This window comes from Rhizobium sp. PvP014, assembly GCF_017876855.1.
Taxonomy (GTDB): Bacteria; Pseudomonadota; Alphaproteobacteria; order Rhizobiales; family Rhizobiaceae; genus Neorhizobium; species Neorhizobium soli.
Genome location: NZ_JAGIOT010000002.1, coordinates 3,470,874 through 3,495,531, shown reverse-complemented (window position 1 = coordinate 3,495,531; position 24,658 = coordinate 3,470,874). Strand labels below are relative to the sequence as shown.

The 24,658-nt window shown below is 61.6% G+C and carries 26 protein-coding genes; 14 read left to right on the top strand and 12 right to left on the bottom strand.

What is annotated here, in order from left to right; translation table 11 throughout:
• Positions 1 to 152: 152 nt before the first annotated feature.
• Entirely contained in the window at positions 153 to 2,087 is a 1,935-nt protein-coding gene (locus J3A65_RS21355) for a methyl-accepting chemotaxis protein (RefSeq protein WP_209903268.1), read from the top strand.
• A 119-nt stretch (positions 2,088 to 2,206) separates the two neighbouring features.
• Here J3A65_RS21355 and J3A65_RS21350 read toward each other — a convergent pair whose 3' ends face one another.
• The gene (locus J3A65_RS21350) at positions 2,207 to 2,527 is read right to left on the bottom strand and encodes a hypothetical protein (protein ID WP_062453719.1); all 321 of its coding nucleotides are present in this window, start codon (positions 2,525 to 2,527) and stop codon (positions 2,207 to 2,209) included.
• Positions 2,528 to 2,794: 267 nt separating this feature from the next.
• On the opposite strand from J3A65_RS21350, the gene J3A65_RS21345 reads away from it, so the two are divergent.
• Positions 2,795 to 3,241: a DoxX family protein gene (locus tag J3A65_RS21345; protein WP_062453720.1), complete on the top strand. Its 447-nt coding sequence runs from the start codon at positions 2,795 to 2,797 to the stop codon at positions 3,239 to 3,241.
• 71 nt (positions 3,242 to 3,312) lie between these two features.
• On the opposite strand, the gene J3A65_RS21340 is transcribed toward J3A65_RS21345, so the two are convergent.
• From J3A65_RS21340 to hisS, 4 genes are all read right to left on the bottom strand, one after another.
• Entirely contained in the window at positions 3,313 to 3,930 is a 618-nt protein-coding gene (locus J3A65_RS21340; RefSeq protein WP_184654020.1) for a class I SAM-dependent methyltransferase, read from the bottom strand.
• A complete protein-coding gene (hisG, locus tag J3A65_RS21335) occupies positions 3,930 to 4,625 on the bottom strand; it encodes an ATP phosphoribosyltransferase (protein ID WP_209903266.1) in 696 nt (231 codons plus the stop codon). The genes J3A65_RS21340 and hisG overlap by 1 nt, the downstream gene beginning before the upstream one ends.
• Positions 4,625 to 5,740, bottom strand: a complete 1,116-nt coding sequence (locus J3A65_RS21330; RefSeq protein ID WP_209903264.1) for an ATP phosphoribosyltransferase regulatory subunit — start codon at positions 5,738 to 5,740, stop codon at positions 4,625 to 4,627. The genes hisG and J3A65_RS21330 overlap by 1 nt, the downstream gene beginning before the upstream one ends.
• A 199-nt stretch (positions 5,741 to 5,939) precedes the next feature.
• Complete coding sequence (gene hisS, locus J3A65_RS21325; RefSeq protein ID WP_209903261.1) at positions 5,940 to 7,505, bottom strand: histidine--tRNA ligase; 1,566 nt, start codon at positions 7,503 to 7,505, stop codon at positions 5,940 to 5,942.
• A 147-nt stretch (positions 7,506 to 7,652) separates the two neighbouring features.
• Here hisS and J3A65_RS21320 point away from each other — a divergent pair, with 147 nt between their 5' ends.
• From J3A65_RS21320 to J3A65_RS21305, 4 genes are read left to right on the top strand one after another with little or no spacing between them, the layout of a single operon-like run.
• Positions 7,653 to 7,886 (top strand): DUF6290 family protein, encoded by a 234-nt coding sequence (locus J3A65_RS21320; RefSeq protein ID WP_062453725.1) that lies wholly within the window; start codon positions 7,653 to 7,655, stop codon positions 7,884 to 7,886.
• 33 nt (positions 7,887 to 7,919) lie between these two features.
• A complete protein-coding gene (locus J3A65_RS21315) occupies positions 7,920 to 8,672 on the top strand; it encodes a hypothetical protein (protein ID WP_209903259.1) in 753 nt (250 codons plus the stop codon).
• Positions 8,673 to 8,708: 36 nt separating this feature from the next.
• Positions 8,709 to 9,086: a DUF305 domain-containing protein gene (locus tag J3A65_RS21310; RefSeq protein WP_174195687.1), complete on the top strand. Its 378-nt coding sequence runs from the start codon at positions 8,709 to 8,711 to the stop codon at positions 9,084 to 9,086.
• Positions 9,087 to 9,146: 60 nt separating this feature from the next.
• A complete protein-coding gene (locus J3A65_RS21305) occupies positions 9,147 to 9,851 on the top strand; it encodes an HAD family hydrolase (RefSeq protein WP_062453728.1) in 705 nt (234 codons plus the stop codon).
• On the opposite strand, the gene J3A65_RS21300 is transcribed toward J3A65_RS21305, so the two are convergent.
• Positions 9,838 to 10,479 (bottom strand): DNA-3-methyladenine glycosylase I, encoded by a 642-nt coding sequence (locus tag J3A65_RS21300; protein ID WP_062453729.1) that lies wholly within the window; start codon positions 10,477 to 10,479, stop codon positions 9,838 to 9,840. The genes J3A65_RS21305 and J3A65_RS21300 overlap by 14 nt on opposite strands.
• 188 nt (positions 10,480 to 10,667) lie before the next feature.
• Between J3A65_RS21300 and J3A65_RS21295 the strand changes: the two genes are divergently transcribed.
• Both J3A65_RS21295 and J3A65_RS21290 read left to right on the top strand, forming a co-directional pair.
• The gene (locus tag J3A65_RS21295) at positions 10,668 to 11,462 is read left to right on the top strand and encodes a L,D-transpeptidase (protein ID WP_209903257.1); all 795 of its coding nucleotides are present in this window, start codon (positions 10,668 to 10,670) and stop codon (positions 11,460 to 11,462) included.
• 149 nt (positions 11,463 to 11,611) lie between these two features.
• Entirely contained in the window at positions 11,612 to 12,313 is a 702-nt protein-coding gene (locus J3A65_RS21290; protein WP_245341604.1) for a L,D-transpeptidase, read from the top strand.
• Between the two features lie 212 nt (positions 12,314 to 12,525).
• Here J3A65_RS21290 and glcF read toward each other — a convergent pair whose 3' ends face one another.
• From glcF to J3A65_RS21275, 3 genes are all read right to left on the bottom strand, one after another.
• The gene (gene glcF, locus J3A65_RS21285; protein WP_209903255.1) at positions 12,526 to 13,842 is read right to left on the bottom strand and encodes a glycolate oxidase subunit GlcF; all 1,317 of its coding nucleotides are present in this window, start codon (positions 13,840 to 13,842) and stop codon (positions 12,526 to 12,528) included.
• Between the two features lie 79 nt (positions 13,843 to 13,921).
• Complete coding sequence (locus J3A65_RS21280) at positions 13,922 to 15,118, bottom strand: FAD-binding protein (protein ID WP_209903253.1); 1,197 nt, start codon at positions 15,116 to 15,118, stop codon at positions 13,922 to 13,924.
• A gap of 40 nt (positions 15,119 to 15,158) precedes the next feature.
• Positions 15,159 to 16,592, bottom strand: coding sequence for an FAD-linked oxidase C-terminal domain-containing protein (locus J3A65_RS21275; RefSeq protein WP_209903251.1), 1,434 nt, complete (start codon positions 16,590 to 16,592; stop codon positions 15,159 to 15,161).
• Positions 16,593 to 16,884: 292 nt separating this feature from the next.
• On the opposite strand from J3A65_RS21275, the gene J3A65_RS21270 reads away from it, so the two are divergent.
• From J3A65_RS21270 to J3A65_RS21250, 5 genes are all read left to right on the top strand, one after another.
• Entirely contained in the window at positions 16,885 to 17,391 is a 507-nt protein-coding gene (locus J3A65_RS21270; RefSeq protein WP_174195683.1) for an NUDIX hydrolase, read from the top strand.
• 41 nt (positions 17,392 to 17,432) lie between these two features.
• Positions 17,433 to 18,941, top strand: coding sequence for an inorganic phosphate transporter (locus tag J3A65_RS21265; RefSeq protein WP_209903664.1), 1,509 nt, complete (start codon positions 17,433 to 17,435; stop codon positions 18,939 to 18,941).
• 17 nt (positions 18,942 to 18,958) lie between these two features.
• Positions 18,959 to 19,696: a 16S rRNA (uracil(1498)-N(3))-methyltransferase gene (locus J3A65_RS21260; protein ID WP_209903249.1), complete on the top strand. Its 738-nt coding sequence runs from the start codon at positions 18,959 to 18,961 to the stop codon at positions 19,694 to 19,696.
• A gap of 152 nt (positions 19,697 to 19,848) precedes the next feature.
• Positions 19,849 to 21,222, top strand: coding sequence for a glutamate--cysteine ligase (locus J3A65_RS21255; RefSeq protein ID WP_209903247.1), 1,374 nt, complete (start codon positions 19,849 to 19,851; stop codon positions 21,220 to 21,222).
• 88 nt (positions 21,223 to 21,310) lie between these two features.
• Positions 21,311 to 22,102 carry a DUF937 domain-containing protein gene (locus tag J3A65_RS21250; RefSeq protein WP_209903245.1) on the top strand — a complete coding sequence of 264 codons (792 nt, stop codon included), beginning with the start codon at positions 21,311 to 21,313 and terminating at the stop codon, positions 22,100 to 22,102.
• A gap of 98 nt (positions 22,103 to 22,200) precedes the next feature.
• On the opposite strand, the gene J3A65_RS21245 is transcribed toward J3A65_RS21250, so the two are convergent.
• Positions 22,201 to 22,488 carry a DUF1127 domain-containing protein gene (locus J3A65_RS21245; protein WP_062453739.1) on the bottom strand — a complete coding sequence of 96 codons (288 nt, stop codon included), beginning with the start codon at positions 22,486 to 22,488 and terminating at the stop codon, positions 22,201 to 22,203.
• Between the two features lie 212 nt (positions 22,489 to 22,700).
• Here J3A65_RS21245 and J3A65_RS21240 point away from each other — a divergent pair, with 212 nt between their 5' ends.
• A complete protein-coding gene (locus J3A65_RS21240; protein ID WP_062580164.1) occupies positions 22,701 to 23,648 on the top strand; it encodes a LysR substrate-binding domain-containing protein in 948 nt (315 codons plus the stop codon).
• Positions 23,649 to 23,672: 24 nt separating this feature from the next.
• Here the strand turns inward: J3A65_RS21240 and J3A65_RS21235 are convergent, their stop codons facing one another.
• Together J3A65_RS21235 and J3A65_RS21230 are read right to left on the bottom strand one after the other, a co-directional pair.
• Positions 23,673 to 24,092, bottom strand: a complete 420-nt coding sequence (locus tag J3A65_RS21235) for an MAPEG family protein (protein WP_062453740.1) — start codon at positions 24,090 to 24,092, stop codon at positions 23,673 to 23,675.
• Between the two features lie 84 nt (positions 24,093 to 24,176).
• Positions 24,177 to 24,548, bottom strand: a complete 372-nt coding sequence (locus J3A65_RS21230) for a hypothetical protein (RefSeq protein WP_062453741.1) — start codon at positions 24,546 to 24,548, stop codon at positions 24,177 to 24,179.
• Positions 24,549 to 24,658: the final 110 nt, after the last annotated feature.

Sequence of the window (24,658 nt, the reverse complement as noted above, 5' to 3'; positions counted from 1 at the left end):
GCATACAGCATGCATAGCATTTCCCCCTCTGAACTTACCGAACGACAAGGACTGATAATTTTTATTCGTATAAAATAGTAATTCGGCAGTGACGCTCTTCTAAGCAACTTCACATTAACTGCGCTTAATCAAACACCAACGCGCAGGTTGCCATGAAGCACGTATCTTTGATCGGTAAATTTCTGACGCTCATGTCGTTCTTCGGCATATTCGTCGTCGCAACTGCCTTCTACAGCAGCAACAGCATTCGAACGCTGGATAGCGAGTATGGCGGGCTTCTCCAGCAGGAAAGCCTGGCAACTTTGGCAATTGCACGCGCCAATCGCTACATGCAGACCGGGCACGCTGCCGCTGGCGACCTGCTTGTGTCGCGCACTGACGAAGAGAACGCGAGCAATCTTGCGGCGTTTGAAAAAGCCAAATCCTCTTTTGGTGGCTGGATGGACAAGGCGATGGCGGCCCTTCCCGCTAATGCCAAGCTGGCGCCGATCAAGGCGGAAGGTTTGAGCGTTCTCAATGACGCTTGCGGCCCTGTGGTTCAGGCCGCAGCTCAGGCCACGGACGAGGCTGCCGTGCTGGCGTCTCAGGAAGCCTTCATGAGGGACTGCAAGCCGAAGTTTGCGGCCGTTACCGAAAAACTCACGGTGGTGACCGACGAAGTGATGACAGCTGCAAATCAGGAAAGCGAAAATCTCAGCGCCAGTGCGAAGACAACCATCTACGCCACTTTCGGGGCCGTTATCGGAGGTCTCGCCCTCGTGCTCGTCGCAGGCTTCTTCCTGATCCGTGCCTGGCTTGCACGACCCATCCAGCACTTGCAGCGCACGATGCTGACCCTTGCAAACGGGGATCTGTCGGCGCTGGTGGCCGGCGCGGACCGCCGCGACGAGGTCGGCAGCATGGCCAAGGCCTTGCAGGTGTTCAAGGACAATGCTCTGCGCAGCAAGGAAATGGAGCATGAAGCCGAGCTGAACCGTACGACCCAGGAAGCGGACCGTGTCCGCAACGCGGAGAGCGAACGCCACCGCAGCGAGGCGATGGCCGAGGCGACCAATGGTCTGGCGGAAGGCCTCAAGCGGCTCTCGGCCGGAGACCTCACCTTCCAGTTGGACCGGGCTTTCGCCGCAGACTTCGAAGGCTTGCGAGCGGATTTCAACGACTCGGTCGCCAAGCTGCGCGACACGCTCCACTCCGTCGCCAACGCCACCAACGCGATCGACGGCGGATCCCGCGAACTCAGCCAGAGCGCCGGCGACCTGTCGAAACGTACCGAACAGCAGGCCGCCTCGCTCGAAGAGACAGCTGCAGCGCTCGACCAGATCACGGCCAATGTCAGCACCTCCACCAGCCGCACGGAAGAAGCCCGGTCGATGGCGATCGAAGCCAATCAATCGGCTGCCCAGTCCGGCGCCGTCGTTGCAAAAGCGGTCGATGCGATGCAGCGGATCGAACAGTCGTCCTCGCAGATCTCCAACATCATCGGCGTGATCGACGAAATCGCCTTCCAGACCAACCTTCTCGCCCTCAATGCGGGCGTTGAGGCGGCGCGCGCCGGTGAAGCCGGCAAGGGCTTTGCGGTGGTTGCCCAGGAAGTGCGCGAGCTCGCGCAGCGCTCCGCGCAGGCCGCAAAGGAGATCAAGGACCTGATCCGGAACTCGGCGTCCGAAGTCAAGAATGGCGTCGAACTGGTGAGCGCCACAGGCACTGCGCTTCAGGTGATCCAGAATCATGTCGTGGCGATCAACTCGCAGCTCGATGCGATTGCCACGTCCGCAAAGGAACAGTCGGTCGGCCTGTCGGAAGTCAATGTTGCCGTCAACCAGATGGACCAGGTAACCCAGCAGAACGCCGCGATGGTGGAAGAAGCAACGGCGGCAAGCGCTGCGCTTGCCCAGGAAGCCCAGCGACTGCGCGAGCTCGTCGGTCGGTTCAACACCGAAGGCGACCGCGGAATGTCCGCATCGGTGCGCGTCGCCGATCACGCAACCGCCCGCGCCACCCCCTCGCCGGCACGCACCCTCGCCAAGAAGGTTGCGTCAGCCTTCGGTTCGCTAGCGCCAGCCGCCTCCAACTGGGAAGAGTTCTGATTGACCACATTGACGAACCGAAAGGGCGGTCTCCGGGCCGCGCTTTTTTCGTTTCGCGCCCATAAAAAAACCGCCCGGCAGAGCCGGACGGTCAAGGGTCATTTCAAGTGCCGCTCGGCTTAGTACATCGTGCGGCCGTTGTTGTTCTTGCGGTAGATGTTGCGCGACGCGTTGTTCTGGCGGCGCTCGATCTCGCGGCGCTCGCGCGGGGTGATTACGCCATCGCGGGCTGCGCGGTTCTGGGCGCGATCGATGCGGTTCTGCTGGCGAGCGATGTTGCGAAGCTCCTGCGGCGTCAGTTTGCCGGTGACGGCACCGCGGTAGATCCGGTTTTCCTGCCGGTTTTCGCGGCTTTCGCTGCGGTATGTCTGCGCAAAGCTCGGCACTGCAAATGCAGACGCCATGACGAGTGCGAGCGTGGTGATGGCGATCTTCTTCATATCTTCCTCCTAGTTCGAGGTCGAACTCAATGTGAGAACGACCCGATGGTAGGTGCCAAACGGTGAACCCCGGCTGAAGGTTGCGTTCACCTTCGCTTGCATATGCGGTTTTTTGCACATTCTAAAATGGCCGTGATCGTTCGCTTTTATGAGACAAACAGTCTCCGATCGTTCATCTTTCGCGTTTGGCAGAAAGGGGTAATGTCCGGTTCAAGAATTCACACGCGGCGGGGAGAAAGATCCAGCGCCGCAACCCGGAGACTTCCCATGTCCAGCACCAACAACATCATCATTCTCGTCGCACGCATTCTTCTGTCGTTCATGTTCATCTTTGCCGGCTTCGGCAAGCTGGCCGATCCTGCAGGCACTGCCGGCATGATCGCAGGCGCCGGCATGCCGGCTGCAACTGCCCTTGCCTATCTCGCCGGCCTGTTCGAATTCGTTGCCGGTCTTGCCGTTCTCGTCGGCTTCCAGACCAAGATCGCCGGCTGGGCCATCGCCCTGTTCTGCATCTTCACCGGCGTGATGTTCCATTCGGGCACCGTTGCCGTTCCCGGCTGGCCGGATGCCGCTCTTGGCTGGATCAACACGCTCAACGGCATCATGCTGATGAAGAACGTGACCCTTGCCGGCGCCTACATCCTGCTCGCCACCTACGGCCCAGGTCTCTACTCGGTCGACGCTCGCCGCGGCAAGGTTGCAATCGCAGCCTAACCTCTAAAGCGTTCCCTGCCATGAAGGCCCGCCAGTCAACTGACTGGTGGGCTTTTTTTATTCTGGAATTGCTATGATGTCCGGCGGCGGATGTTCTTTGCCAGCCAGACGGTTGCGCCACCGCATTGCGGATCCTGGGCGACGCTCGCCACCACCTCGAAGCCGTTTTTCGTGAGGAGCGCTTCGTATTCCTCCGGTGACAGGCTGGCGTGGTAAAGCGGTTCACCGCCGAACTCCCCCATCGCCTCTCCTTCGAAATGGCCGGCGGTAAACATCAGCGCCGCACCGGGGCCAGCGAGTGCTGCAAAGCGCGGAAACATGGCGCGCTGGTCCTGCGGGTTGAGGTGGAAGAAGCTGTGCCAGGCGATGATGCCATCGAACTTGGTCGGCTGGTAGAACTTGCGCATGTCGGCAACGATCCAGGCGCGGCCCGGAAACCGTTCGCGGGCAAGCCCGATCAGCGTTTCCGACGTATCGACACCGGTGAGGCGAAGATTGCGGCGGATGAGGTCGGCGGCGATGGGTTCCGCTGCACCGCAGCCGAGATCGAGCACGTGACCGCGCGGCGGCATGGTGGCCGCAAACCTGTCGAGCCACGGCCTCTCGAACAGGGTCTTGCCGCGCAGCTTGTCGAAGGCAGCTGCGTGGCGTTCGTAGAGCCCGATGATATTGGCGTCTTCGCCGGCCATCAGAGCGCGTTGCGCACGGCGTCGACGATATCCGCGATGCGCGGATCGCTCTCATGCGCGGATTTGCGCGCTCTCACCAGGCAGGCCTGCGACTTGAGGATGACGCCATCCGACAGGATCTTCAGGTGGTTGGCGCGCAGTGTCGAGCCGGTCGAGGTAATATCGACGATGATATCGGCCTGTCCCGCTGCCGGGGCGCCTTCCGTGGCGCCGAGGCTTTCGACGATGCGGTAAAGCTGAATGCCGTGCTGCGACGAGAAATGCTGCTGGGTGAGCCGCCAGTATTTCGTGGCGATCTGCAACCGCCGACCGTGACGCGCGCGAAAATCGGCGGCGACATCGCCGAGATCGGCCATGGTATCGACGTCGAGCCAGATTTCCGGAACGGCGACGACCACATCCGCATGGCCGAAACCGAGGCGGGCGACGATCTCGACCTGCCGGTCCGCATCGACCAGTCCCTCGCGCACGAGATCCTCGCCGGTGACGCCGAAATCGACGGCGCCGGCGCCCAGTTCACGGGCGATCTCGGAGGCCGAGAGAAAGGCGATCTCGATATCCTCATGGCCTTCGACGCGACCGCGATAGGAGCGGTCATTGCCGACGGCGACGATGGGAAGGGCGGCGCGCTCGAAGATCGCCGAGGCATCGTCCTTCATGCGGCCCTTGGAGGGCAAAGCGATGGTAATGGTCATCAGCGCGCCCTCGCCTGTTCGATCCGGTCGAGCCACAGCGAGAAGCCGACGGCCGGAATGTCGTCGACGGCGCCGAGCAGCGTCAGCAGCCGATCGAAGCGACCGCCGCCGACCAGAACCGCGTCCGACCCCTTTTGCGTGACCTCGAAAACGAGGCCGGTGTAATAATCGAGCGGACGACCGAAGGCGGCACGATAGGTGATGCGCGACGGGTCCATGCCGAGATCCTGTAGCGCTGCAACGCGGGCTTCGAATTCGCCCAGCGCGTGGCCGAAGGACAGGCCTGCGGCATCGGCAAAACCGGCAAGAGCGGCGGCTGCTTCCGAAAGTGGCAGTTCCAGCGAGAGGAACTCGCTCAGCAGAAGAAGTGCTGCGCCATCCAGCCGGGTTTCGGCGAGCGCCAGCTTTTCCGTCAGCCGTGCGGCGATCTCGCGTGGCGAGCGGCTGGCATTGGTGGAATAGCCGGTGTCCTGCATGGTCCGGTCGATATGGTCGATCAGCGCCGCCTCGTCCTTGCGCAGGAGATCGGCAAGCTCCGGCGACAGGCCCGCGACCGGCTGCGGGGTGGCGAGCGTCAGCAGCAGTTGCTTCAGAAGCACTGTGTTGCCGAAGGCCTGGATCAGCCGCTTCTGCCAGCCGAGTGGCAGGCCGAGCGAGCGCACCACCGCTTCGAACACGGTCTGATCGCCGAGCGTGATCGTGAGTGCGCGACCGGGCAACAGGCCCGCGATGATTTCGACCGCATCGGTCACGGCCCGGGCATCGGCGCTCGCGACATTCTTCTCACCGAGATCCTCGATGCCGGCCTGATAGAACTCGTTGTCGCCGTCACGGCGCTGGCGAAACACTTCGCCGAGATAGCAATAACGCCGCGGCGTGCCGGTGGCGGTTTCGATATGGCGCAGGCAGACGGGAATGGTGAATTCCGGCCTCAGACACAGGCTTTCGCCGCGCTCGCTTTCTGTGAGGAAGATGCGACGGCGCAGATCCTCGCCGGCCATGTCGAGAAACGGTGCTGCCGGCTGGATCACCGGCGTATCGATGCGGGCCGCACCGCGACCGGCAAATTCATCGAGCAGGCGGCCGGAGAATTCCGGCATGTTGATCAGCGGCATGGGACAGCTCCTGCGGTAGGGGAGAAAGTCCCCCTCTGGGCTGCCGCCCATCTCCCCCACAGGGGGGGAGATGACTCGTGACGGGCGCCGATCTCACCAGCGAGGCGCAGCTGGAGATCCGACGCAGGCGTCACACACCAACGCGCTCCCTCCCCCTTGTGGGGAGGGTTGGGGAGGGGAAAAGCCACCATCACAGACATCATTCGCCCTTCGCCCGCCTGCGGTCTTCGGCCTGGGCGGCCAGGATTTCCTGCACCTTGGCGACGAGATCGGCTTCTGAGACCGTATCCTGCGCGACGCGGGCTTCGCGCCATTCGGCATTGTCGGTGATCTCGCCGGAGAGGCGCTTGCCCTCGAACAGGTCCTTCAGCTGAACGACACCCCCGGCGCGCTCGTCGCCGCCCTGGATGATGGCGATCGGGCAGCCGCGGCGGTCGGCATATTTCAGCTGGTTGCCGAATTTCTTCCAGTTGCCCTGGTACATTTCAGCGCGAATGCCGGCTTGGCGGAGATCCTGCGTGAATTTCTGGTAGCGTCCCATGCTCTCGACATCACCATCCATGACGGTGACGAGAACGGGTGCGACCACCTCATCCTGGCCGAGCTTGCCAAGGTTCTTCAGCGCCGTCAGCAGGCGCGAGACGCCGATGGAGAAACCGGTGGCCGGCACCGGCTGGCCCATGAAGCGCGACACGAGACCATCATAACGACCACCGCCGCCGACCGAGCCGAAGACAACCTTTTCGCCCTTTTCGTTAGTGACGTCGAAGGTGAGCTCGGCTTCGAAGACCGGGCCGGTGTAGTATTCGAGGCCGCGGACGACGGAGGGATCTATTATGACCCGCATCTGTTCGTCCGTGGCGTCTGAACGATATTGGCTCGTGGTCGTTGAGTAACCTGCGGCCGCCAGTAAGCTGGCCATCTGATCCAATTCGGCAACCCCGGCGTCCAGAGTGTCATTGTTCCCAAAGCTGTCGAAAATTATGCGGAACGTCTGATTGAGACTACCCATCTGGGCCATCAGCAGGTCGATCAGCTTATCGGCGTTTTCGGGCTCTAAGCCTGCACCCTTGGTAAAGTCGCCCGACTCGTCCCTCCGACCCGCTCCCAACAGCAACTTCACACCCTCTGGGCCGAACTTGTCGAACTTGTCCATTGCCCGCAGCACGTTCAGACGCCTACCGGCATTCTCCTCACCGCCGAGGCCGATCGCTTCCATGACGCCATCCAGAACCTTGCGGTTGTTTACCCGGATCACGTAATCGCCGCGCTTGATACCCAGCGCTTCCATCGTGTCGGCCATCATCATGCACATTTCGGCATCGGCCTGGACGCCGGGTGCGCCGACCGTATCGGCGTCGAACTGCATGAACTGGCGGAAACGGCCGGGGCCGGGCTTTTCGTTGCGGAACACGTAGCCGGCGCGGTAGGTGCGGAACGGCAGCTGGATCTCGTTGAAGTTTTCGGCAACGTGGCGGGCGAGCGGCGCGGTCAGATCGTAGCGCAGCGACATCCACTGTTCGTCGTCGTCCTGCAGCGAGAAGACGCCCTCGTTGGGGCGGTCGCTGTCGGGCAGGAACTTGCCGAGCGCATCGGTATATTCGAACAGCGGCGTCTCGAGCGGATCGAAACCGTAGCGCTCGTAGACTTCGCGGATTTTTCCGACCATTTCGTTGGTGGCGTGGATATCGGCGCTCGAACGATCGACAAAGCCGCGCGGCAGGCGGGCCTTCAGTTTCTGGGGCTTCTTTTGTTTGTCGCTCATGATCGATATTCCATTGCCTTCGGGCCTTCGGGAAAGGCCGGATTAGTGTGCGGTTTCTTAGAGGATGACAGCCGGAGCGGCAAGGGCGGCGGCTGGCGAACAGGCTAGAGCAGTGGTATATATTGCGCCACCACAGGGGTTACGGCCATGGACAAGCGCGTCACGATCGAAATCCCGGAACCGATGCATCGCCTCCTGAGGCGCTATGCCGATCTGCATGGCTTCGATACCGACGCTTATATTGCTCAGGTTCTCCACAAGCATCTCGAAGATCTCCATGATGTTGCCGTCGCTGAAGCGTATCTAGAAGAAGTCCGAAATGGCAATTCAGGCACGTATACGATGGAACAACTCGAACGCGAGCTTGGCCTGAATGATTGACAGAACCGGCAGCCAGGCCTCTATCGCTCACCCATGATCCTCGAAGCGCTCCATTACACCGCGACCCTGCCGGTCACGCCAGCCGAATTCCGGCCGTTCATCCGGTCATCAGTCAATCTCTGGTCGCGTGCCAGACGTTGCGCCGACGCCTGGGCACCGCATGAGGAGAATTGCAAGACGTTCATTCGCGAGACTATCGCGGACATGAAGCAGCGGCGGACCGTCGTCGTGCTTGGCTCCGGTCTGTTGCGCGACGTGCCGATCGAGGATCTGGCGAAGGGTTTCGATACGGTCGTTCTGGTCGATCTGGTGCACCTCGCCTCCGTGCGGCTGCGGATGCTTGCGCGCAGATACCGGAACGTGCGGCTGATTTCGCGCAATCTCTCAGGCCTCGATTCAGCGCTCTCCGGCGCGGTGCCGGAACCTTTGGCGTTTCTGCGGCAGGTGCCGTATCTCGATCTGGTCGTCTCGGCCAATATCCTGTCTCAGATCGGCGTCGGTGCGAGGCGGCAGCTCGAGGAGACCCGGCACGCGGAACCGGATGCCATCGTCGCCAACCTCGTGAACGCGCATCTCGACGGGATTGCCGCCCTGCCCTGCCGCCAGATCCTGCTGACCGATACCGCCTATAGAATTGTCGACCGGCAGGGAGAGGTTCTGGAGACAACGGATCTTCTGGCCGGCGTTACGCCGCCGCAGGCGGTCCGGGCCTGGACCTGGCCGGTCGCGCCCTATGGCGAACTTGGCCGTGCGTATCAGGCTGTCCATGATGTGATCGCGCGGTAGCTTGATTTGCGCGAAACTGCGTTTTAGCTTTGGTGCATGATGACACGCACGCTCCCCATCGCCGCCGCCGTTCTTGCCCTTTCCTTCAGCCTGGCCGTTGCGCAGGACATGAAGGGGCATGACCATTCCTCGACAAAGCCGCAGGGACAGACGGACACAAGCCCGTCTACGAAGGCTTACAAGGATGCGGCCGCAAAAATGCACAGCGACATGTCGCTGAACTATTCCGGCGATGCAGATGTCGATTTCGCGCGCGGCATGATCGCTCACCACCAGGGCGCGATCGACATGGCCAAGGTCGAGCTGGAACACGGCAAGGACCCTGACCTGCGCAAGCTGGCTGAAGAGATCATCAAGGCGCAGGAAAAGGAAATTGCCGAGATGCAGGCATGGCTGAAGGCGAAGGGACAGTAAGCTTCGAAGCTTGTCCAACGTCGCATCCTTCCGTATCTTGACGGTCTGGAGGCTAGTGACATGCGCCCGATTACCGCAATCGGTTTTGATGCCGACGACACGCTCTGGCAGAACGAACAATACTACCGCCTGACGGAACGGCACTTCCAAAAGCTGCTTGGCGATTTTGGCGATGGCGCCGATATTTCCGCGCGACTGCTGGAGGCCGAGAAGCGCAATCTCGGATATTATGGTTTCGGCATAAAGGGCTTTACCCTGTCGATGATCGAAACCGCGATCGAAGTGACGGACGGCAACGTACCATCCCGCACCATCGGCGAAATCCTCGATATCGGCCGGGAGCTGCTGCGTCACCCGGTCGAGGCGCTGCCGCATGTGGAAGAAACGCTGAGATCGCTGAACGGCCATTATCTGCTGGTGCTGATTACCAAGGGCGACCTGTTCGACCAGGAACGCAAGCTGGCACAATCGGGCCTCGGTGATTTCTTCGACGCGGTGGAGATCGTTTCGGACAAGACTGCCACCACCTATCGGCGCATTTTCCAAAAATTGGCCGACGGGCCTGAACGGGCGATGATGGTGGGCAACTCGCTCAAGTCGGATATCGTGCCGGCCATCGCCGCGGGATCCTGGGGCGTTTACGTGCCGCATGCCCTGACCTGGGTCCTGGAACATGTGGACGCGCCGACCGAAGCGCCGCGTTTCCGCAAGATCGAGAACCTTGGCGAGTTGCAGCGGGTCCTTACCGAAGTCATGGCCGTTTGAAATTCAGCCGTGCCTGCGCGACCTCCGGCTGGCAGAAACAGCCCTCGAAATGATCGTTGACGAGGCCCATGGCCTGCATGAAGGCATAGACGGTTGTCGGGCCAACGAAGGTCCAGCCGCGCTTCTTGAGCACCTTGGACAGTGTGACGGAGACTGGCGTCGTGGGGTTGGCGCATAGCGTGGCGAGATCCATGATCGCGGGTCGGTCTTCCTCGCGAGGTTCGAAACTCCAGAAGAATTTGGCGAGGGTGCCAAACTCATCGCGCATCTCGACGGCGCGCTTGGCATTGTTGATGGTGGACACGATCTTGCCGCGATGGCGGATGATGCCCGCATCGAGCACCAGTCGTTCGACATCGTCTGGACCGAACTGCGCCACGGTGTCGAAATCGAAGCCTGCGAAGGCTGCGCGGAAATTCTCGCGCTTGCGCAGGATCGTCAGCCACGAGAGACCGGACTGGAAGCCTTCGAGGCAGATCTTTTCGAACAGCCTGATATCGTCGGCCATCGGCCGGCCCCATTCCTCGTCATGATAGCGGCGGTAGTCTTCGAGACCGCCGTGCCAGAAGCAGCGGCCCTTCCCATCTTCGCTCGTGATGATGCCGGCCACTTGCTTCTCCCAAACCATGACAATCCAATCCTTAACGTCAGTCTGACAGGTCTTCAGCTTGCGGCAACCATGTTTACACACGGGCCGGTAACCCTGCCAAAAGCTTTATGCGAATTCCAGCGCCGAACACCCCACCCGTTTACCAAACGCTTTGACGTGCCATTCACCATGGCCGCCAGATCCGTAAACGAGTGGACGTGGAACCGATGACGACGAAGACCCTGCTTCTGGCCCTAGGCCTGACGACCGCGCTTTGCAACACAGCTTTGGCAAACGACCGCTACGGCGACCGCCCGCCGGTCATCGTCAGCCCGGATCTTGCCGCTCCGTGGGTGATGCAGCTTGCCGGACCGAATGGACGATCGGCAGCAACCGTGCGCCAATATCGCCAGCCGCAGAACGACCGGCAGCAGACCGCACAGCCGCGGGTAGTTTACCGCGAGCAGGCCCAGCCGCGGCCGGTGCGCCGTGGCATATTCGATCGCGGTCAGCCGAGAGCGCAACAGGTCGCCATGCGGCCCAACGCGCCGGCACGCAGCCGCATCGATCCGCAGTTCCTGCCGCAGATGGTGGCCTATGACACCAAGGAAAAGCCGGGCACGCTCGTCATCGATACGAACAACCGCTTCCTCTATCTCGTGATGGCGGACGGCCAGGCACGGCGCTACGGCGTCGGCGTCGGCAAGCCGGGCTTCGAATGGGCCGGCGAACACAAGGTGACCCGCAAGGCCGAATGGCCGAGCTGGATCCCGCCGCAGGAAATGATCAGCCGCGAGGCCGCCAAGGGCCACTATCTTCCCGCCCGCATGGACGGCGGACCGGAAAACCCGCTCGGCGCCCGTGCCCTCTATCTCGGCTCTACGCTCTACCGCATCCACGGCACCAACGCGCCCTGGACGATCGGCAGCGCCGTCTCCTCCGGCTGTATCCGCATGCGCAACGAGGACGTGACAGACCTCTACGGTCGTGTTGATGTCGGCACCAAAGTCATCGTGATGTAAGCGCCACCGCGGCTGCTGTGGCCATATGGCCACGGTGGCTTCGGCGATCGTTGAGCGCCCGTGTATATTAACCTCGTCTCATCTTGCCGCAGGCGATGGGTCGGGACATGTTTTCCTGCAGTTCAAGACGAAAATACCAGGGGGTAAGGATGAAATCGGGTAAAATGCTGTTTGCCGTGGCCGGCATGATGGTTTCGATTCTGGCAGTCGATGCTTCGACCCAGTCTGCGTTTGCGCAAAGCTCCAGCGGAGCGCGGCCGCAGACGACCGCGAGCGACGTGGCGCCTTCGGTGCGCAACCGCACGGTGCCGGAGAAATTCCAGCGCCGGAAGGTGCGGTTTGCCACCAATGAGGCGCCGGGCACGATCATCGTCGATACGAACAACAAGTTTCTCTACTACGTCGAGGGCAACAACCGCGCTACCCGTTACGGGATCGGCGTCGGTCGCGAAGGCTTCGGCTGGTCGGGCGTGGTTTCGATCGGCCGCAAGTCGGAATGGCCGACCTGGACGCCCCCTGCCGAAATGCGCGCCCGTGAGGCCCGCCGCGGCATCAAGCTGCCCGTCGTCATGCAGGGCGGCCCAGAAAACCCGCTCGGCGCCCGCGCCATGTATCTCTACAAGGGCGGCCGTGACACGATCTTCCGCATCCACGGCACCAACCAGCCCTGGACGATCGGCCTCAACCTCTCGTCCGGCTGCATCCGCATGATGAACAAGGATGTCGAGCATCTTTACGCGCGCGCTGCTGTCGGCTCCAAGGTGGTCGTCATCGGCCCCGGCAGCAAACCGGGCGATGTCGCCTTCGAAGACCGCGGCCTCGACATTTTCCGCACCATCTTCGGCGGCTGATTGTTAGGCTGGATGCATCTCTTCTCGCATTCCTGTGCGCGTCACAGGAATGCGGTCGGTCTAGGTTAACGGACCGAAGAGACTCTTCCGCATCGCGGACGCGACGCTGCTCACTCCCTGTGACAAGCACAGGGATGAGGGTGGAGAGTGGGCGGTGCCGGCGGCAATCAGACGACGATGTCGCCTTCGAGAGTAAGATCGGCCAGCCTCGCCTAGACGAGTGCCTTTGCCTTTCTCGCGAGCTTTGCCGGTTCGGGCCCGCCATAGGCCCAGTCCAGCAGTTCCACCGTGTGGACGATCGGGATGGCTGTTCCAGACGCGATCTGGGTGATGCAGCCGATATTGCCTGTTGCGATCACGTCCGGCTTCGTCGCCTCAATATTCCTGACCTTGCGCGCCTTCAACTGGCCTGAAATTTCCGGCTGCAGGATATTGTAGGTCCCGGCCGATCCGCAGCAGAGGTGGCCTTCTGCGGGATCGCGGACGGTAAAGCCTGCTGCCTTCAGAAGCTGCTTTGGTGCGGCGACGATCTTCTGGCCGTGCTGCATCGAACAGGCCGAATGATAGGTGACGGTGAGCTTTTTCGGCTCTAGCTTGGCAAGATCAAGCGTGAACAGGTATTCGGTAATGTCCTTTGCGAGCGCCGAGACGCGTGCCGCCTTTTCCGCATAAGCCGGATCGAGCCGAAGCATGTGGCCGTAATCCTTGATCGTGGTGCCGCAGCCGGACGTGGTGATGATGATCGCATCGAGACCGCCCGTTTCGATTTCGCGGGTCCAGACATCGACATTGCTGCGGGCGAAATCGAGTGCCTGTTCCTCGCGCCCCATGTGATGCACAAGAGCGCCGCAGCAGCCTTCGCCTTGCGGGCTCACGACCTCGACGCCGAGGCGCGACAGCAGCCTGTGGGTCGCGGCATTGATGCCAGGATCGAGCACCGGCTGGGCGCAACCCGACAGGATCGCCACCCGCCCGCGGCGTTCCGCTTGTGGCATCTGCGATATCGCGGGGGCTGATCCGGCCGGTGGGGCGGCTCTCGGCGCGAGCTCCAGCATGGCTGCGAGGGGCCGAAGCGGCTTGATGCGCTTTAACAGCGGGCCGAATGGCCGGCCGAGCCTTGCCAGCGACAATGCCGTCCTGAACCGTGCCGGATAGGAAAGGACCGCGGCCAGCAGGCTGCGGATCAGCCGGTCGGCAAGCGGCCGGCGGTAGGTGTTTTCGATATGGATGCGGGCGTGATCCACCAGATGCATGTAGTCGACGCCGGAGGGGCACGTGGTGACGCAGGAGAGGCAGGACAGACAGCGATCGATATGGGTGACGACCTGCTCATCGGCCGCCCGATCGTTTTCCAGCATGTCCTTGATGAGATAGATGCGGCCGCGCGGGCTGTCGAGCTCATCGCCCAGCGTCACATAGGTGGGACAGGTGGCGGTGCAGAAGCCGCAATGCACACAGCGGCGCAGGATCTTTTCGGATTCCGCCACATGCGGGTCGAGCAGTTGTTCGGGGGTGAAGGAGGTCTGCATCAGTGCGCTTCTTCCCTGTCAACTTGGCCCCGCCTGCCGCAGGCGGCGCAGGACCTCGATACCGATGATAGTCTCATGATCACCACCCCATCTTGCCCGGCGAGAAGATCCCGGCCGGGTCGAGTTTCTGTTTGACCCGGGCCGAGAGTGCGGCCACGGCATCCGGCACCGGCTCGAATGACGGGGTCGCGGCTCTTGCGGATTTCGAGGCGCGGATGAGCGTGGCATGGCCTCCGCCGAGTGCGCGAATATAGCCGCGCAGGAAGTCGGCTTCGGGATCTGCCTCCATCTGCATCCAGACCAGTCCGCCTTGCCAGTCGTAATAGGCATCGACGCCCGCCTCCATGCGAAGAGCGGCGACCAGCTGGCAGCCGGACATCGGCGCCATCGAGACGCGCCAGAGCGGCCGCCCGGCACCGTCGGCATAGGGGTGGACGTCGCGGATCTCGCGCCAGAGCGGCAGGCTCTCGTCCATGCCGAGCCTGACGACCGGGCCGAAGGCCTGCATCACCGCGACTAGCTTTTCGGCGCGCACTGCGACAGAGGCCGCGAGGCCTTCGAGACGCAGCACGGTTGCTTCGTTCTCGGGCAAGGCGCCATCGCTAAACCGGGCTCGCACGGTCTGGGGCAGATGGGCGGCACCGGACACCTCCACCGGCAGCGCCATGGCGGCCGCCATCGCCTTGGCGGCGGTCTCGTCGTCGAGGCCGGAGATGACGATGGTTTCCACCGTCTGCGGCACCGGAAGTACGCGAAAGGTCACTTCAGTCAGAAATCCCAGCGTGCCGTGCGAAGCGGCGAGAAGCTTGACCAGATCGAGGCCGGTAACGTTCTTCATCACCCGCCCGCCCGCGCGCAGCAGTTCGCCGCTGCCGTTGACGAACCGGATGCCGAGAAGACTGTCCCTAGCCGCCCCTGCCACGAAGCGACGCGGACCGGAGACATTGGCGGCAAACACGCCGCCGATCGTGGGCTCTCCTGACGTGCCCATGATGCCGCGGTGATCCATGGGCTCGAACGCCATCATCTGGCGGTTTGCGGCAAGGGCCGCTTCCACCTCGGCGACGGGTGTGCCGGCCTTAACGGTCATCACCATTTCGGCCGGATCGTAATCGACGATGCCGGTCAGGCCGCGTGATGACAGGGCCTCTGCGCCCTCGGTGGCATTGCCGAAGCCGGAGCGGGTGTTGCCGCCGCAGAGCGCGAACTTCCGGCCATCGGCCACGGCGCTGCGGATGACATAGGCGGCATCGGTTTCGGAATGGGGTATCAGCAAAGGACACCCACTTCAGGAATGGTGTTGGTGGGCATGAAATTCACCTGCGCCCCTCGAGCGGAAACACCTTGGACGGGTTCAGTATCCATTGCTCGTCGAAGGCTGAGCGGATTGCCATCTGCTGGTCGAGTTCGGGCTGGGTAAACTGATGCCGCATCAGGTCGCGCTTCTCGATACCGACGCCATGCTCGCCGGTGAGACAGCCTCCGGCATCGACGCAGAGCTTCAGGATCTCGTTGCCGGCTTCCTCCGCCTTCATGGCTTCTTCGGGATCGTTGGCATTGAACAGGATCAGCGGATGCATGTTGCCGTCACCTGCATGAAACACGTTCGCCACCCGCAGGCCGAAGCGTTCGACGATTTCGGCGGTCTTTTCCAGCACGTAGGAGAGTTTGCCGAGCGGCACCGTGCCATCCATGCAGATATAGTCGGCGATGCGGCCGGTGGCGCCGAAAGCCGATTTTCGGCCTTTCCAGATCAGCGCCGCCTCGGTGGCCGACTGGCATTCGCGCACGGTCTTGACCTGATGCCTTCGGGCGATCTCGACGATATCTTTGAGCGTCGCGTCCATCTCCGCTTCCGACCCCTCCACCTCGACGATCAGGAGCGCTGCGACATCCAGCGGATAGCCGGCCTTGGCGAACGCCTCGCAGATCTCGATCGCCGGTTTGTCCATGAACTCGATCGCCACCGGAATGATGCCGGAGCCGATGATATCGGCGACGCAGGCTCCCGCCTCTTCCGAGCTATCGAACCCGAACAGGACCGGGCGCGCGCCCTCCGGTTTGGCAATCAGGCGCACCGTCGCCTCGGTGACGATGCCGAGCTGGCCTTCCGAGCCGCAGACGAGGCCGAGAAGATCGTAACCTGCGGCATCCAGATGCTTGCCGCCAAGCTCGATCACCGTGCCATCGACAAGCACCATCCGGACGCCGAGCAGGTTGTTGGTGGTGACGCCGTATTTCAGGCAGTGGGCGCCGCCGGAATTCATGCCGATATTGCCGCCGATCGTGCAGGCGAGCTGCGAACTCGGGTCCGGCGCATAGAAAAACCCGTCGATGCCGACCGTCTCCGAAATGCTGAGATTGGTGACGCCGGCCTGCACGGTGGCGGTGCGATTGCTGTAGTCCACTTCCAGCACCCGCGACATCTTGGAAAGGCCCAGAACGACCGCATCCTCCTGCGGAATGGCCCCACCCGAAAGCGAGGTTCCCGCCCCCCTTGCAACGACCGGAATGGCGTGGCGATGGCAGTATTTCATCACAGCCGCAACCTGCGCCGTGGTGCGTGGAAGGACGACGGCAAGCGGGACGCGCCGATAGGAGATGAAGGCGTCGGTCTCGAACGGTGCGAGTTCGCGTTCTTCGTGGATGAGACAGTCCGCCGGTACGAGACGGGCAAGATCGGTCACGATGTTATCCCGCCGCAACAGGACGGACGCGCGTGGCGGCAGGAATGCGATTGCCTCGGCCATGGCCTCCTCCTCAGAACGCGTGGCTTTCTCTATCTCGTTACAGCGTATGCCATGACGGTGTCGCACATCAACTCGAATGCGGGTTGCCCACGCATAAACCACAGATCCGCTCTCGACATTATCAGCGTACAAAGCGCGGTCCGCGCAAAATAGACGTTGACGCAACAGTAGCCGGCTTCAGAATGGGGAATGCGCCTTTAGAGATGATTCTCCTAAAATAATCCTCTTTTGCTCGTTAAGCCCGGCGCAAGCATTATATTAGCAACATACATTTTTTGGAGGCGTTTCGAAATTGGGCTTGATGGACCGACTGACCGGCAATCTTCGTTTGATGCTGCAGCGCCCTGCGCGACAGCAGTATGCCGCGTTGTGCTATCGCCTGACGAAGAAGCGGACGCAGCTGGAAGTTCTGGTCGCCACAAGCCGCGATACGGGGCGTTGGGTCATTCCCAAGGGATGGCCGATGAAGGACAAGAAGGCGCATCAGGTAGCCGAACGCGAGGCTTACGAGGAAGTGGGCGTCAAGGGTAAGGTCGAGAAGGACGCGCTTGGCTTTTTCCACTACCGCAAGACCCTCGACAGCGGCCTGAAAGTGCTGGTGCGCGTGCAGGTTCACGCACTGGAAGTTGCCGATTGCCTGAAGAATTTTCCGGAAAAAGGATCCCGGAAGCTGGAATGGGTCTCCTGCGAGGAAGCGGCCAACCGCGTCAACGAGCCGGAACTGAAAATTCTCTTCCTGCGGTTTGCCGAAAAAATGGATCCGCTTCGTTCAACGGTGCCGATCAAGGCCGCAGGCTGACAGTCCGCTCGACCAACCAAAATCGTATACTGGAATAAATGATGGGCCAAACGCGGCCGCGTCTGGCCAAGCCGACGCTCGACAAGGATCTCGAAAAGCTCTCCTCGGTGGAAGACGCCGCGCGCCAGACGTCGCGCGGGCTTGCAGCACCCGGTGCAGCGCTGTTGTTCATCGTGCTGGTGGCAATCTTTGCCGCTTCCTATGTGACCGGACATCCGGGTGCTGTGGTGGTGATCGCGGCCTCCGCGCTTGCGGCCTACATGGCGATGAATATCGGCGCCAACGACGTTACCAACAATATCGGCGCGGCAGTCGGCGCGCGTGCGATGACGATGGCGTTCGGCCTGGCGTTGGCGGCAGTATTCGAAATCGCCGGCGCGGTGATTGCCGGCGGCAGCGTTGCCGGTACGATCGCCAACAACATCATGCGTGCCGGCGTAATCACCGATCCGAACGTGATGATCTGGGCGATGATGGCGGCACTGCTTTCCGCAGCCGTGCTGATCAATGTCGCAACGTGGCTCGGCGCGCCGATCTCCACCACCCATTCGATCGTCGGCAGCGTGATGGGTGCAGGCATCGCGGCGGCTGGTTTTTCGGCAATCAACTGGGCGACCGTCGGCGGTATTACCGCAAGCTGGGTCCTGTCGCCGCTCCTTGGTGCCGCGATTGCCGCCGGCCTGCTGTTCCTGATCAAGGAAACGATCATCTACCGCGAGGACAAGATCGCTTCTGCCCGGATCTGGGTGCCGATCCTGATCGGCCTGATGGCGGGCGCTTTTGCGGGCTACCTCTCGCTTGTCGGTCTCGGGCAGCTGATGGCTGTTTCGAAGTTAACCGCGACCGCCATCACGCTGGTCACGGGTCTTGCCGTCTGGCGGCTGGTCATTCCGGTCATCGCCAGGCAGTCGCGCGGGCTGGAGAACCGCAACCAGTCGCTGCGCAAGCTGTTTCGCATTCCGCTGGTGTTTGCCGCGGCGCTGATGTCGTTCGCGCATGGGGCGAATGACGTGTCGAACGCGATTGGTCCGCTGGCAGCGATCGTTGCGGCAGCGCAACGCGGCGGCATGTCCGCACCTGTCGGCATACCGCTGTGGGAGCTGGTGATCGGCGGCCTTGGTATCTCGCTCGGCCTTTTGCTCTACGGGCCGAAACTGGTGCGGCTGGTGGGTGCCGAGATCACCAAGCTCAATCCGATGCGCGCCTATTGCGTCTCGTCTTCGACGGCGCTGACGGTGATCGTCGCGTCCTGGGTCGGTCTGCCTGTGTCTTCCACGCATATTGCGGTCGGCGCCGTGTTCGGCGTCGGGTTTTTCCGCGAATGGTACACGCGCCATTCACGCCGCCGTTACGAGTATATGCGGGTCAGGGCCGGCAAAGATCCGGATGTCGGTCAGGAGCACGAACACGACGAGAACGAGGTGAAACGCCGTTTTCTGGTGCGCCGCTCGCATTTCCTGTCGATCATCGCCGCCTGGATGATTACGCTGCCGGCATCGGCTGCGCTTGCAGCGCTGGTTGCGACGGTTATCTTCGCGCTGTTCGTCTGAGTTTTGAGAGTTTTTCTATGCGTGCCAATTTCCGGATACAGCGCCTCTTCATCGACGCCCCTCTTGCGACGGCCGAGCGCCCGGAGGTGGGAGCGGAGCATTTCAACTATCTCGCCAATGTGCTGCGCCTGACTGAGGGTGCCGAGATCCTGGCGTTCAATGGGCGCGACGGCGAATGGCTGGCGAAACTCATCTTTCCGAGCCGCAAGAAGATCGCGCTTGAGCCGATCCAGCAGGTGCGCCCGCAACCGCCGGCACCAGACCTGCATTACCTGTTTGCGCCGCTGAAGGTGGGACGGCTGGACTATCTGGTGCAGAAGGCGGTCGAAATGGGCGCCGGCACGCTTCAGCCTGTCATGACGCAGCATGTGCAGGGCAAGATCACCAGCATGGAACGGCTGCAGGCGAACGTGATCGAAGCTGCCGAACAGTGCGGCATATTGTCAGTCCCGCAGGTGCTTCCGCCGAAGAAACTCGGCGATGTCCTCGACCACTGGCCCTCCGACCGGCGCATCATCTTTTGCGACGAGGGCGATGAGGGACAGAACCCGCTGACGATCCTGTCGAAGATCGAGGAGACCAAGCTGGCGCTGCTGGTTGGCCCGGAAGGCGGGTTTTCCGAAGAAGAACGGGCGCGTCTGCGTTCGCTGCCATTCGTCAGTGCCATTCCGCTCGGACCGCGTATCCTGAGGGCCGATACCGCAGCGGTTGCAGCACTTGCCGTGGTCCAGGCTTCGATCGGCGACTGGCGTTAAACATGCTCCCAACCGGCGCGACAGATTTGACACACAGCTGCCTGTTTTTCTAAACCAGCGTTGAAAGAAATTCACTTGCACCGCACATCATTCCGGTCCACTCAGCCGGACGTTCGCTCTCTAAATACGGCACTCCGAACAAGGTAGTTTTCATGGCCCGCGACACCACCGACCAGACCCCGCTTTCTTCGGTGGCCGAGCTTTCCAGCTACATGGCCGAGGGACCGCGACCGAAGGAAAAATTCCGGATCGGGACCGAGCACGAAAAGTTCGTCTTCTTCAAAGCCGATCATTCGCCCGTGCCCTATGCCGGTGAAGCCAGCATTTCCGCGCTGCTGAATGGCATGCAGGAACGGCTGGGCTGGGAGCCGATCACCGATGGCGGGAACATCATCGGGCTTGGCGAACAATCTGGCATGGGCGCGATCTCGATCGAGCCCGGCGGCCAGTTCGAGCTTTCGGGGGCGCCCCTTGAAACACTGCATGAAGTGGCGGCCGAGGCCGAGCAGCATATCGCGCTCGTCAAGGAAATTGCCGAGCCGATGGGCATCGGCTTTCTCGGCATCGGCGGCAGCCCCAAATGGACGCGCGAAGAAACGCCGCGCATGCCGAAATCCCGTTACGACATCATGACCCGCTTCATGCCGAAGGTCGGCAGCAAGGGTCTCGACATGATGTACCGCACCTGCACGATCCAGGTGAACCTCGACTTCTCGTCCGAGGAAGACATGGCCGCGAAGATGCGGGTGTCGATGAAGCTGCAGTCGATCGCGACCGCGCTGTTTGCGGCATCGCCGTTTACCGAGGGAAAGCCGAACGGACTATCCTCCTGGCGGGGCGACATCTGGCGCGACACCGACAACAGCCGCTCCGGCGTGCTGCCCTTCGTGTTCAACTCCGATTTCGGCTATGCCGACTACGCAGAGTGGGCGCTCGACGTGCCGATGTATTTCATCGTGCGCAACGGCAAGTATCACGACTGTACCAACATCACCTTCCGGCAGTTCATGGATGGCGTGCTGAAGGGTACGGTCGACGACTGGCAGCCGACGATGGGCGACTGGATCAACCATCTTTCCACGCTGTTCCCGGACGTGCGGCTGAAGAAGTTCCTGGAAATGCGCGGTGCCGACGGCGGTCCGCTCGATCGCATCTCGGCGCTTCCCGCCTTCTGGGTCGGTCTGCTCTATGACGACACGGCGCTTGCGGATGCGCAGGAACTGACGAAGGACTGGACGTTCGAAGACGTCGTCCAGATGCGCGACACCGTTCCATCAAAGGGGCTTTCTGCAGAGATCCGTGGCGTGTCGGTTCTCGATATCGCCCGCGAGAGCGTGCTGATCTCCAAGGCCGGCCTCAAGGCCCGCGCGCGCAAGAATGCCGAGGGCGACGACGAGACGATTTTCCTCCGTCCGCTGGAAGAAATTCTGGTGAAGAAGGCAACGCTTGCCGACGAAATGCTGGCGCTGTTCAACGGGCGCTGGGAAGGCTCGGTCGAGCCGGCGTTCAAGGACTACGCTTACTGAGCAGGAGCATTCGCTGCTCCATAATCCGCTTTCAGGCTTTGCCTTTCCGGCTATAGTGGGTGTGTCACCCATGCCGGAAAGGATGCCCATGCTGCCATTGTTCGAGATGATGATGAAGGCCGGAGGGGGCCAGGGCGGCGGCGCATCCATGGAGGCCTTCGCCAAGCAGTTCAATCTTGCCCAGGAACAGGTTTCTGAAGCAATGGCGGCGTTGATGCCCGCCTTTTCCTCCGGCTTCAAGCGCAAGTCTGCAAACCCTTACGACCTTTCTGACCTGATGAGCACCGTGTTTTCCGGCGCCTATGGCAAATATTTCGAGGATATGGGCAAGGCTTTCACGCCGCAGGGCACAGCCGACGGCAATGCCGTTCTGGAGAAGGTGTTCGGCTCAAAAGAGGTATCCCGTGCAGTCGCCGCGCAGGTGGAGAAGTTTACCGGCATCGGCCAGGACATCATCGAGAAGATGATGCCTGGCATGGCCAATACGCTGATGGGCGGCTTCTTCAAACAGTTTACCGGGCAGATGGGCGCGCCTTTCGCGACCCAGTTTCCGGCCGGCGGCGATACGTTCGGCCCGGCGCTGGAGACGATGCAGAAGCAGTGGATGACCGCGATGGGTTTTGACAAGGCGGCACCGAATCCGGACGCGACGAGCAATCCCTTGGACAATCCCTTTGCACAGGCGATGCGGGCGATGTGGGGCTTGGAAAAGCCAGAGCAGCCGCAGCCTTCCGCCACCGCTCCGGGCGCTGCCCAAACCTATGCGGATCTCGTCAACCGGATGTTCGACAGCGGCGTCGAGGCGAATAAAGGCTACCAGAAGAGCCTGGAGACGATGTTCGACGGTTACTTCGGCACTGGAAAAGCGGCCAAGCCCTGAACGAAAAAGTCACTTGAACGAAAAAGCCCGGCGCGGATAAACCGGCCGGGCAAAGGCAGGGCTATTGGCAATCGCCCTGCGGGGAAACTTGAGGCTCGCTAGAGCCGCTTGAAGCGTGTACGCGCATGCTCGCGGGCGGCACGCGTCAGAAGCCGCGACGGGTCATCCAGAACGCCCGAACGATCGAGCGCCTTCACCACATCGTGGCGTGTAATGCCGATATCTTCGAGCTGGTAATCGTCGAGGTCGTGAAGGGAATTGGCCTCGAAGCGATTTCGAAGAGCGCGCCATACGGATTTCGTTCGAAGCATGATCTGCGCTGCAAAGCTGGTCTTCGCTGCTGCACGGTAAAGCTTCAGTTCGGTTCCGTAGTTGGTCGTGCTCATCGGATCATCCTTTCGTAAGGCACGGAGAGGCTCACCCCTTCCACAACGGCTTTGCGGAAAGGTTGCCCTTTGTGAAGGCATCCGGGAGGAGGCCTTCGCTGGTTCTGATTTTGCATCGTGTTTATGCGGGAAAATCTATTGATCAGTCCAACGAATGTTTCTAATGATATGCATCAATCGCTCTTATGAATGACGTTCATCTGGAGGCCTGCATGTCCGCACCGCTCGACATCGATCAGCTACACACGTTCATCGCCATCATCGACACCGGCAGTTTCACCAAGGCGGCCGATCGGGTGTTCAAGACCCAGTCGGCGGTGTCCATGCAGATGCGCCGGCTGGAAGAACGGATCGGCAAGCAGCTGTTTGCCAAGGACGGGCGCGGCAACCGGGTGACGGCCGAGGGCGAAAAGCTGATGAATTACGCAAGGCGCATCATCAGACTCAATAACGAGGCGATCGCCGCCTTCGACGATAACCGCCTGGAAGGTTCGATCCGGATCGGCACGCCGGACGATTACGCGGACCGCTACATGCCCGAGATCATCGGACGGTTTGCGAAGACGCATCCCAATGTGGAGCTCTACATCGTCTGCGAACCCTCGGTCAGCCTTGCCGAGAAGATGGCGCGCGGAGAGCTGGATATCGCGCTCGTCACACACAACCCGCGTCAGCGGATCTCCGACGTGGTTCGCACCGAGCCTTTGTGCTGGGTGGGTTCAGCCAACCACACGCTGAAGGACGACGCTCCGGTGCCGCTTGCGGTCGGTCGGCGTGACTGCCTCTGGCGCCAGCTTTCCTGTTCGGCGCTGGATGCGTCAGGCCGCGAATATCAGGTCCTGTTTACCAGCTGGTCGTCGACCGTCGTTGCGGCGGCCGTGCTTGCCGGCATGGCTGTCTCCGTCCTGCCGGAATCGGCGCTGCGGCCCGGCATGAAGGTTCTGACGGCTGCCGACGGTTTTCCGCCGCTGCCACCCGTGCAGATCGGCCTGATGAAGCGGCCGGGGGTCTCACCGTCGCTGATGAACGCCATCACCGACCACATCACCGCCTGCCTCGACAATATCTCGCCGGCCGTGGTGCCTGATGATCTCGATGCCGACACCAAGGCGTTTCCGCGCATGGTGCGGTCGCGCGGTTCGGTGATGCCCGGCTGGTAATGCAGACAAGAACGTCGCCTGCCTTCAGTTGAGGGCAAGCCACACGGCCTGCCAGACCCAGAGCGCGCCCAGCGTGAAAAAGCCCAGCATAAACAGCGGCCGGCGATAGCGCAGGCGATTGCTGGTCACATGCACATAGGCATGGGCATAGCGGGAGGCGACGAAGAGCCAGGAGAGTGCCACCGTGCCCCAGTTGTCTGCGGTCGATGCATAAAGCACCAGGCAGACGACGTGAAACAGCACCGGCAGTTCAAACTGGTTCTTGATGTTGTTGTGGACCAGCAGGCTTTCCGCCGGTTCCTGCAGGTTCTCGCGAAACTGCGCTACCTCGACGCGGCCGGACCTTACGGCGGCAACGCGTTTCTTCGACAGCATCCAGTAGAGACAGAAGACGAGCGCGACATGCGCGATCATCGGCCAGAGCGTTGCATTGGTGGAAAGCATTGATCCTCCTGTCGTCATAAGAATGCATAGACGAAGGAAAGGCCGCCGACAACGGGCCGACGGCCCTCCTTACACAGACTTGGACTACCGCGGCGTCAGGGTTTCGGTGCCGGATCCGTCCTGGCCGGAAATCGTCCAGGCACCTTCCAGCACGCCATCATCGCGTACCTCGTAGACGACGAGGCCGACTTCGCCATCCAGCACGTAACCTGCGGCAAAAGCGTTCTCATAGAGCATGCAGATGCCGTTCGACGTAGCCTTCTTGCCCGAACCCGTCTTCCAGACGATGGCACAGGTCGTCTCGCTGGTCAGCTTGATGGTGGCGGTGCCGTCATAGGCGGATCCGTCCAGATTGGTGCCCTCAACCGTGTACGCGCCGGCCTTGACGGTCTGCGCCTGGGCAGGCGCAATGAAAGCGGCGCCCAGAAGCACCGCAGCAAGAACTGTTCTCTTCACGAAAGTCTCCCCTTAAGTCGATCTTTATCGACGACGAGAAGATATCAAAATTTGTGCTGGCGGATACTGGGGGCAAGAAATAAAAAGGGCCGGGCTACTTTGCCCGGCCC

Bases quoted from the DNA above. Each gene is read 5' to 3' on its own strand.
- J3A65_RS21250 (WP_209903245.1), top strand. From the start codon at position 21,311: ATGCTGCCATTGTTCGAGATGATGATGAAGGCCGGAGGGGGCCAGGGC.
- J3A65_RS21305 (WP_062453728.1), top strand. From the start codon at position 9,147: ATGCGCCCGATTACCGCAATCGGTTTTGATGCCGACGACACGCTCTGG.
- J3A65_RS21240 (WP_062580164.1), top strand. From the start codon at position 22,701: ATGTCCGCACCGCTCGACATCGATCAGCTACACACGTTCATCGCCATC.
- glcF (WP_209903255.1), bottom strand. From the start codon at position 13,842: ATGCAGACCTCCTTCACCCCCGAACAACTGCTCGACCCGCATGTGGCG.
- J3A65_RS21265 (WP_209903664.1), top strand. From the start codon at position 17,433: ATGGGCCAAACGCGGCCGCGTCTGGCCAAGCCGACGCTCGACAAGGAT.
- J3A65_RS21350 (WP_062453719.1), bottom strand. From the start codon at position 2,527: ATGAAGAAGATCGCCATCACCACGCTCGCACTCGTCATGGCGTCTGCA.
- J3A65_RS21310 (WP_174195687.1), top strand. From the start codon at position 8,709: ATGATGACACGCACGCTCCCCATCGCCGCCGCCGTTCTTGCCCTTTCC.
- J3A65_RS21245 (WP_062453739.1), bottom strand. From the start codon at position 22,488: ATGAGCACGACCAACTACGGAACCGAACTGAAGCTTTACCGTGCAGCA.
- J3A65_RS21340 (WP_184654020.1), bottom strand. From the start codon at position 3,930: ATGGCCGGCGAAGACGCCAATATCATCGGGCTCTACGAACGCCACGCA.
- J3A65_RS21315 (WP_209903259.1), top strand. From the start codon at position 7,920: ATGATCCTCGAAGCGCTCCATTACACCGCGACCCTGCCGGTCACGCCA.
- J3A65_RS21295 (WP_209903257.1), top strand. From the start codon at position 10,668: ATGACGACGAAGACCCTGCTTCTGGCCCTAGGCCTGACGACCGCGCTT.
- hisG (WP_209903266.1), bottom strand. From the start codon at position 4,625: ATGACCATTACCATCGCTTTGCCCTCCAAGGGCCGCATGAAGGACGAT.
- hisS (WP_209903261.1), bottom strand. From the start codon at position 7,505: ATGAGCGACAAACAAAAGAAGCCCCAGAAACTGAAGGCCCGCCTGCCG.
- J3A65_RS21320 (WP_062453725.1), top strand. From the start codon at position 7,653: ATGGACAAGCGCGTCACGATCGAAATCCCGGAACCGATGCATCGCCTC.
- J3A65_RS21275 (WP_209903251.1), bottom strand. From the start codon at position 16,592: ATGGCCGAGGCAATCGCATTCCTGCCGCCACGCGCGTCCGTCCTGTTG.
- J3A65_RS21300 (WP_062453729.1), bottom strand. From the start codon at position 10,479: ATGGTTTGGGAGAAGCAAGTGGCCGGCATCATCACGAGCGAAGATGGG.
- J3A65_RS21355 (WP_209903268.1), top strand. From the start codon at position 153: ATGAAGCACGTATCTTTGATCGGTAAATTTCTGACGCTCATGTCGTTC.
- J3A65_RS21235 (WP_062453740.1), bottom strand. From the start codon at position 24,092: ATGCTTTCCACCAATGCAACGCTCTGGCCGATGATCGCGCATGTCGCG.
- J3A65_RS21260 (WP_209903249.1), top strand. From the start codon at position 18,959: ATGCGTGCCAATTTCCGGATACAGCGCCTCTTCATCGACGCCCCTCTT.
- J3A65_RS21290 (WP_245341604.1), top strand. From the start codon at position 11,612: ATGAAATCGGGTAAAATGCTGTTTGCCGTGGCCGGCATGATGGTTTCG.
- J3A65_RS21330 (WP_209903264.1), bottom strand. From the start codon at position 5,740: ATGCCGCTGATCAACATGCCGGAATTCTCCGGCCGCCTGCTCGATGAA.
- J3A65_RS21255 (WP_209903247.1), top strand. From the start codon at position 19,849: ATGGCCCGCGACACCACCGACCAGACCCCGCTTTCTTCGGTGGCCGAG.
- J3A65_RS21345 (WP_062453720.1), top strand. From the start codon at position 2,795: ATGTCCAGCACCAACAACATCATCATTCTCGTCGCACGCATTCTTCTG.